Source organism: Luteimonas sp. MC1895, from assembly GCF_016457215.1.
Classification (GTDB): domain Bacteria; phylum Pseudomonadota; class Gammaproteobacteria; order Xanthomonadales; family Xanthomonadaceae; genus Luteimonas.
Genome location: NZ_JAEMDY010000006.1, coordinates 285,390 through 292,993 on the forward strand (window position 1 = coordinate 285,390; position 7,604 = coordinate 292,993).

Here is a 7,604-nt window from a genome sequence, read left to right on the forward strand (position 1 = left end):
CCGGGAGCGGCCGCACGCGACTGCAGGCGGCCTCAGGCCGCCATGAAGGCTTCGATCTCGTCCGCGCTGCGCGCGAGCCCCGCGGTCAGCACCTCGTGGCCGTCGCGGGTGATCGCGACATCGTCCTCGGTGCGGATGCCGATGCCGCGCCACTTGGCCGCGACCCCGGTATCGCCGGGCGGGATGTAGATGCCCGGTTCGATGGTGTAGACCATGCCCGGCTCGAGCAGGCGCGACTCGCCGTCGATGCGGTAGTCGCCGACGTCGTGCACGTCCAGGCCCAGCCAGTGTCCGGTCTTGTGCGGGTAGTAGCGCCGGTAGCTGCCCTCGGCGATGACCTTTTTCAGCGAACCCTTGAGCAGGCCCAGCGACAGCATGCCGTCGGCCAGCACCTCGACCGCCGCGTTGTGCCCCGCTTCCCACGGCAGTCCCGGTTGCGCCTGCGCCATCGCGGCCGCATGGGCGGCATCCACCAGGTCGTGCAGCACGCGCTGTTCCGGACTGAAGCGCCCGCCGACCGGGAAGGTGCGGGTGATGTCGGCGGCGTAACCGCGGTACTCCGCGCCGGCGTCGACCAGCACCAGGTCACCGCGGCGCGCCAGCGCGTCGTTGGCGCGGTAGTGCAGCACGCAGGCGTTGGCGCCCGCGCCGACGATGCTGCTGTAGGCCGGCTGCGCGCCGGACGCACGGAACACGCGCTCCAGTTCGGCCTGCAGGGCGTACTCGCGCATGCCCGGGCGCGCGGCACGCATCAGCGCCTGGTGGCCCTCGACGCTGATCGCGGCGGCGCGCCGCATCAGCTTCAGTTCCTCGGCGCCCTTGACCAGGCGCATCTCGTCGAGCAGGTGGCCGAGCTCGAGGAACTCGTGCGGCGGCTGCGCGCCATGGCGCACCTGGGCACGGACGCGGTTCAGCCAGCCGATCAGCTTCAGGTCGAAGTCGGTGTCGCGGCCGAAGTGGTAGTAGACGCGGGTACGGCCCTCGAGCAACCCCGGCAGGATCTCGTCGATGTCGTCGATCGCATAGGCATCGTCCATGCCCAATGCGTCAGGCGCGCCCTCGGGTCCGACGCGCGGACCGTCCCAGGCCTCGCGTTCCGGGTCGCGCTCGCGGCAGAACAGCAGGCTCTCGCCGTGGCTGCGCCCGGGCACCAGGACCAGCACGGCCTCGGGCTCCTCGAAGCCGCTGAGGTACAGGACGTCGGAGTCCTGGCGGTAGGGATAACAGGTGTCGCGGCTGCGCACGCGCTCGGGCGCGGCGGGGAGGATCAGGATCGCGTCCTCGCCGGCCATCCGCATGAGCTGGCGGCGACGGCGCCTGTAGCTGGCGAGCGCGGTGGCGGGCGTCATCCAGGCGTCCGGCGCGGCGGGCTCAGTTGAGGCGGCTGCGGTGGCGCGCAGCCATTGCGCAGTCGCCGTGCAGCAGCAGGGCCGCCACGCGGACGAACTCCTCGATCTCGGCCAGCGCCGCCTCGTCCTCTTCGTCGCCGTCGTCCTGCGCCGTGGCGCGGGCCAGCCGGGCGAGGTCGGCGAGGGCTTCGCTGCCCTCTTCCGAAAGCCGCGGCCCACCGCCGGCAGCGAGTCCGAATGCGCCGACGAAGCCGCGGCACCAGTCGAACAGCGCCCCGCTGCGCTCGGCCAGCGAGGCGTCCTCGCCGGGAGCGAGCAGCTCGAGGCCGAAGGCACGATCCTCGAACTGGGCCGAGGTCACCGACGCCAGGCGCGCAAGGACCGACCCTTCGGCGGGGGCCGGCAGGGCGTCATCGACCATCACGTTCGCCAGCCAGTTGCCGGAGCTGTCGCCACCGCCGGCGAGCCAGCCACACAGGCCGCCGTGGAGCTCGGGCGCGGGCGTGGCCAGCCCCGCCTCGCGGCAGGCCTGCTCGACTTCGGTCACGGGAGGCAACGACTCTGGCATGGCGTGGTCAGGCGGAAAAGTGACCACGCCAGTGTACCGCGCGCCGCGCTTGTTGCCGGCGCGTGGCGCCGCCTACACTGCAGGACACGCCTGGGGAGGCGGATGGGGAGCAGTCTCTTGCGCGTGGCCGCTGAAACCGCGTTGGCACTCGCCGTCATCGTCCTGCTCGCGGCCACCTGCCTGGCGCTGCTGGCGCGCGTGCGCGCGGCGCGCCGGGGCGCGGACGCGCTGCGCGAACGCGAGCGCGGCTTCCGCATGGCGCTCTGGGCCAGCAACCAGCGCTACTGGGATTTCCACGTCCCCAGCGCCTGCCTGCGCTACCTGGTCGCCAGGCAGGACCAGCAGGGGGCCGAGCACGATTTCAGCTCCGAACACGCCGACCCGGCCGCGGTCATCCACCCGGATGACCTGCCGGGCGTGGTCGATCGCATGCACCGCTACGTCGCCGGCGAAACGGCGGAGTTCGCGTCCGAACACCGGGTCCGCGCCGACAGCCCGGCGGCCACGCGCGGCGAATGGGTGTGGATCCGGGCCCGCGGGCGCGCGGTCGAACACGACGTGGACGGCACGGTCCTGCGTCTGGCCGGCACGTCGCTCGACATCGACCGCAACCGCGCGGTCGAGCGCGAGAACCGCATCGCCAGCGAGGTGCTGCGCAGCATGAACGAGGCGGTCGCGGTGCTCGACGCGCATTTCCGCTTCCTCTCGGTCAATCCCGCCTTCACCCGCATCACCGGCTACAGCGCCGCGGAGGTGGTCGGGCGCGGCGCCGAGATCCTCGACAGCGTGCAGCACGAACCCGCCCGCGGCCGCGGCATGCGCGACGCCGTCGAGCGCGAGGACCGCTGGTCGGGCGAGCTCTGGCAGCGCCACGGCAACGGCGAGGAGTTCCTCTGCGCGATCGAGGCCGCCACCGTGCGCGCGGCCGACGACGCGCGGGGCGAGCGGATGTACGTGGTGATGCTGAGCGACATCACGCTGCAGAAGCGCGCCGAGGAGGAGCTGCGCTACCTCGCCAACTTCGACTCGCTGACCAACCTGCCCAACCGGTCGCTGCTCGCCGAGCGGCTGTCGCGCGCCATCGTGCGTGCGCGACGGGAAGGCTCTCGCGTGGCGGTGCTGTTCCTCGACCTCGACCGCTTCAAGGACATCAACGATTCACTTGGCCACGCCACCGGCGACCGCATCCTGCGCGCCGTGGCTGCCCGGCTGCAGCAGGCGGTGGGCCACGGCCAGACGGTGGCGCGCCTGGCCGGCGACGAATTCACCGTCATCCTCGAGGACCTGGCCGCCCCCGAGGACGCCGAGCGCGTGGCGCGCGAGATCATCATGGCCTTCGAGGCCCCGCTGGTGCCGGAAGACGGGCAGGAGGTCTCGGTGTCGCCATCGATCGGCATCAGCCTCTATCCGGACCATGCCCAGGTGCCGACCGAGCTGCTCAAGCGCGCCGACGCCGCGATGTACCAGGCCAAGGCCGCCGGCCGCCGCACCTACATGCGCTACGACGACAGCATGGAGGCCTCGATCCGGCGTCGCGCGACGCTGGCCGGCGCGCTGCACAAGGCGCTCGACCGCGGCGAGCTGCGCGTGGTGTTCCAGCCGCGGCTGGCGCTCGCGGACGCGCGCATCACCGGCGCCGAAGCCCTGCTGCGCTGGTCCAGCCCCGAGCACGGCGAGATCGCGCCGACCGACTTCATCCCGCTGGCCGAAGAAAACGGGATGATCCTCGAGATCGGCGAGTGGGTGCTGCGCGAAGCCTGCCTGGCGCTTCAGCGCTGGCGGCAGCATGGCCTGACGTCGCTCACGATGTCGGTGAACATGTCGGTCCTGCAGCTGTTGCGCGGTGATTTCGCCGAAGTCGTGCGGCGCGTGCTGCATGACACCGATATCCCGCCGCAGGCGCTCGAGCTGGAGCTCACCGAGAGCGTGCTGATGGCCAACGCCGCGCAGACCGCGGTCAAGCTGCAGGCCTTCCGCGAACTGGGCGTGTCGCTGGCGATCGACGATTTCGGCACCGGCTATTCCTCGCTGGCCTACCTCAAGCGCCTGCCGATCACCACGATCAAGATCGACCAGACCTTCATCGCCGACCTCGGCCACGACCCCGAAGGTGCGGCGATCACCACCACGGTGATCGCGATGGCGCACGGCCTCGGGCTCACGGTGGTCGCGGAGGGCGTGGAGAACGAGGCGCAGGCGGCGTTCCTGGCGCGGCACCGCTGCGACGAGATCCAGGGCTACTGGGTCTCGCGACCGCTCGACGCGGTGGCCTGCATGGCCTTCATCCGCAACCGCCACCCGCCGGCCCGCGCCGCGGAACCGCTGCCCGCCGCCGCGCCTTGACCACCCCCCTGCGGCTGCCTATCGTGCCGTGATGGACACCGACGACGTGCTCGCCCAGCTGCAGCGGCTCTCCGAACGCTTCGACGAGCTGGCTGCGCGCACCCGCAGGCTGGCCGAGGAGAATCGCAGCCTGCGCCTGCAGCACGACCATGTGTCGGGGGAGCGCTCGCAGCTGCTGGCCAAGAATGAACAGGCACGCAGCCGCGTCGAGGCGATGATCGCGCGTCTGAAGTCGCTGGAGCAGCACACGTGAGCGAACCCAAGGCCGTCAGCATCCGCGTGCTCGACCGCGAATACACCGTGGGCGTGGGCACCGGCGAAGTCGACGGCCTGATGGCCGCCGCGCGCCTTCTCGACACGCGCATGCGCGAAGTGCGCGGGGCCAACCGCATGGCGGCGATCGACCGTGTGGCGGTGCTGGCCGCGCTCAACCTCGCGCACGAGCTCGACCAGCTCAAGCGCGAGAGCGAACAGCGCGATCGCCAGATCGCACGCACGCTGGCATCGCTTCAGGCCCGGGTCGACGCCCTGCTCGATGTCTGAATCCGCGCGCGATGCCCGCGCGCTCCTGCACAAGGTGAACGCCCGCCGACGGGTGGCCGCGTCGCTCCGCAGGCACGCGGTATACTGCGCCTGCGTCCTCTGCCCTGACCGACGGCGTGCACAAACATACGCCTTGTCCCTTAATGACGACCACGGGAATGCCACGGAAGCCTGGCGCGCATGTCCGCCCCCGAGCGGAAAGCCCGAAGGCCGACAAGCGTTCCCACTTGAACCCCGGGTTCAAGGTCGTTTGGCACGCATCGACATGGTGGAGGACGTATCCCTTTTCGCCTTTCCGGCCGCGACCATCCACACGGTGATGGCTTGAGCGCCGGGCGGGTCGGTCTCCGTCGACAGCTGCGCGAACTCCGGCGCGACGTGCCCGCAGCCGCGCGCATCGGCGCCGCCGGCGGACTCGCGGCCCAGCTCCTTGCGCAGCCGCTCGCACCTGGATCCCGCGTCGCGGGTTACTGGGCCGCCGACGGCGAGATCCCGCTGCATGTCTGGCAGCTGCGGCTTTCGCCCGACGTCACCTACTGTCTTCCGGTCCTGCATGAGGACGGCTGCCTGCGGTTCGCACCGTGGAACGCCGGCGAGCCCGTGCAGCCGAACCGCTATGGCATTCCGGAGCCCGTCGTGGACCCGGCTGCGTTGCTGTCGCCCGAATCCCTGGACCTGGTCGTCGTGCCGCTGGTGGGCTTCGACCACCGCTGCCACCGGCTCGGCATGGGGGGCGGCTGGTACGATCGCAGCTTCGCGTTCCGCCAGCACCGACCCGCGCCGCCGCGCCTGGTCGGCGCCGCGTTCGCGTTCCAGCAGGTCGATGGAGCACTGCCCAGCAAGGACTGGGACGTGCAGCTCGACGCCGTCTGCACCGACCTTTCCACCCTTTCACGAGCACCATGAGCACTGGCAAGCGCAAGCGTTACTGGCTGATGAAGTCCGAGCCCGAGGACTTCTCCATCGACGACCTCGAGCGCGTCGGGACCGAACCCTGGACGGGCGTGCGCAACTACCAGGCGCGCAACTTCATGCGTGATGGCATGCAGCCGGGCGACGGCGTGCTGTTCTACCACTCCAACTGCGACGTGCCGGGCATCTACGGCATCGCCGAAGTCGCCGGGACCGCCTATCCGGATCCCACCCAGTTCAATCGCAAGTCGAAGTACTTCGACGCCAAGGCATCCCCCGAGGAACCGCGCTGGATGCTGGTCGACGTCGGCTTCGTGCGCAAGCTTCGGGCGCCGGTGACGCTTGCGGCGATCCGCGAGCGCGCCGATGCGCTCGGCGAGGAGTTCGCCCTAATCCGCAAGGGCACCCGCCTGTCCGTGCTGCCGGTCACCGCCGCGCAGTGGAAGATCCTGTTGGCCATGGAGCCGAAATGAGCGACGCCAAGCGCCTGGCCGGCGAAAAGGCCATCGAATACGTCGAAGACGGCATGGTGGTCGGCGTGGGCACCGGTTCCACGGTGGCCTATTTCATCGATGCGCTGGCGGGCATGCGTGATCGCATCGCCGGTGCCGTTTCGAGCTCGGAGCAGAGCACGGAGCGCCTGCGTGGCCATGGCATCGAGGTCCTGGACCTCAACGCCTGCGGCCCGATCCCCCTCTACGTCGACGGCGCCGACGAGTGCGATCCCGGCAAGCGCCTGATCAAGGGCGGCGGGGCAGCCCTCACCCGCGAAAAGATCATCGCCGAGGCGGCCGCCACCTTCGTTTGCATCATCGATCCGTCCAAGGAAGTCGACACGCTCGGGCGCTTCCCGCTTCCGGTCGAGGTGATTCCGATGGCCCGCAGCCTGGTCGCGCGCGAGATCCTCGCCATGACCGGAGGCCAGCCGGTCTGGCGGCAGGGCACGGTGACCGACAACGGCAACTGGGTGCTCGACATCCACGGCCTGGCGATCAGCGACCCGGTGGTCGTCGAACGCGCGATCAACCAGATTCCGGGCGTCGTGGCCGTGGGACTGTTCGCCCGCCGGCCGGCCGACGTGGTGATCGTGGGCGGCCCGGTGCCCCGGGTGCGCTGACCTGGCCGCCGCTTCACACGAACACACGGAAGCGGCCGGCTACGCGCGGACTACCAGGGCGCACTGTGAGGGCTCACTCAGGTCAGATCGCAGCCAGGTTTGATTCGTCCAACGCGTCCCGCCTTCTAAGTTCGCCCAGGGAATAGGTTCTTCTTCCAAGTCCCGGAAGAAGCCGAAGTAGTCTCTCTAGCGAAAACCGGGGCGTCCACTTCGGCCGGTTTCCGGAACGCCGTCTGGCGGGACGCTCGGCACTGCTGCGACGCGATGCCTGCTGCCGCTCATGTCCCCCGCCTCCGGCCTGCGGCCGGAGCCTCCTCCTTGACTTCCCGTCGGCAGGCATCGCACCGCAGTCCGGATGAATCGGCCGCTGACCGCTGAACCTCTGACCTCTGACCGCAGGGCGCGAGACGCGAGACACCGCGCAGATGATCGGCGCGGGACCCGGCTTTGGCCCTTGTGCGGCGTACCGCCGACCCTGCATCGCTTTGGCTTTCCGCGAAGCGCCCCCGGCCCTGCATCGCTTCGGCATTTCTGCGAAGCGCCCGCGGCCCTGCATCGCCTTGGCCCTACCGCAGATCGCCCGCAGCCCCGCATTGCTTTGGCGCGTGGTCTGCTGACGGGAAGTCAAGGAGGAGATGCCGGCCTAGAGGCCGGCATCGGGGGACATGAGCGGCAGCAGGCCATGCGTCGAAGCGCCGCGGCGCCCAAAAGAAAAACCCCGCAGCCGAGGCTGCGGGGTTTTGGGGTAAAAACCCTGGCGATGACCTACTCT

General features: G+C 70.3%; 8 protein-coding genes and 1 other RNA gene. 7 read left to right on the plus strand and 2 right to left on the minus strand.

Features of this window, described 5'->3' with window-relative positions; translation table 11 throughout:
* Window positions 1-32 precede the first annotated feature (32 nt).
* Entirely contained in the window at window positions 33-1,349 is a 1,317-nt protein-coding gene (locus tag JG616_RS13485) for an aminopeptidase P N-terminal domain-containing protein (protein WP_199392896.1), read from the minus strand.
* Window positions 1,350-1,371: 22 nt separating this feature from the next.
* The gene (locus JG616_RS13490) at window positions 1,372-1,917 is read right to left on the minus strand and encodes a UPF0149 family protein (protein WP_199359986.1); all 546 of its coding nucleotides are present in this window, start codon (window positions 1,915-1,917) and stop codon (window positions 1,372-1,374) included.
* A 123-nt stretch (window positions 1,918-2,040) separates the two neighbouring features.
* On the opposite strand from JG616_RS13490, the gene JG616_RS13495 reads away from it, so the two are divergent.
* The 7 genes from JG616_RS13495 to rpiA all read left to right on the plus strand — a co-directional run bounded on the left by JG616_RS13495 (window position 2,041) and on the right by rpiA (window position 6,832).
* A complete protein-coding gene (locus JG616_RS13495; RefSeq protein WP_343225028.1) occupies window positions 2,041-4,260 on the plus strand; it encodes an EAL domain-containing protein in 2,220 nt (739 codons plus the stop codon).
* Window positions 4,261-4,291: 31 nt separating this feature from the next.
* Window positions 4,292-4,513, plus strand: coding sequence for a TIGR02449 family protein (locus tag JG616_RS13500; RefSeq protein ID WP_199359984.1), 222 nt, complete (start codon window positions 4,292-4,294; stop codon window positions 4,511-4,513).
* Window positions 4,510-4,803, plus strand: coding sequence for a cell division protein ZapA (locus tag JG616_RS13505; RefSeq protein ID WP_199359983.1), 294 nt, complete (start codon window positions 4,510-4,512; stop codon window positions 4,801-4,803). Before JG616_RS13500 ends, JG616_RS13505 begins: the two co-directional genes overlap by 4 nt.
* Window positions 4,804-4,896: 93 nt before the next feature.
* Window positions 4,897-5,082: non-coding RNA, 6S RNA (gene ssrS, locus JG616_RS13510), on the plus strand.
* 45 nt (window positions 5,083-5,127) lie between these two features.
* Window positions 5,128-5,709 carry a 5-formyltetrahydrofolate cyclo-ligase gene (locus JG616_RS13515; protein ID WP_199359982.1) on the plus strand — a complete coding sequence of 194 codons (582 nt, stop codon included), beginning with the start codon at window positions 5,128-5,130 and terminating at the stop codon, window positions 5,707-5,709.
* Complete coding sequence (locus JG616_RS13520) at window positions 5,706-6,188, plus strand: EVE domain-containing protein (protein WP_199359981.1); 483 nt, start codon at window positions 5,706-5,708, stop codon at window positions 6,186-6,188. Before JG616_RS13515 ends, JG616_RS13520 begins: the two co-directional genes overlap by 4 nt.
* The gene (gene rpiA, locus JG616_RS13525) at window positions 6,185-6,832 is read left to right on the plus strand and encodes a ribose-5-phosphate isomerase RpiA (RefSeq protein WP_199392898.1); all 648 of its coding nucleotides are present in this window, start codon (window positions 6,185-6,187) and stop codon (window positions 6,830-6,832) included. Before JG616_RS13520 ends, rpiA begins: the two co-directional genes overlap by 4 nt.
* Window positions 6,833-7,604 lie beyond the last annotated feature (772 nt).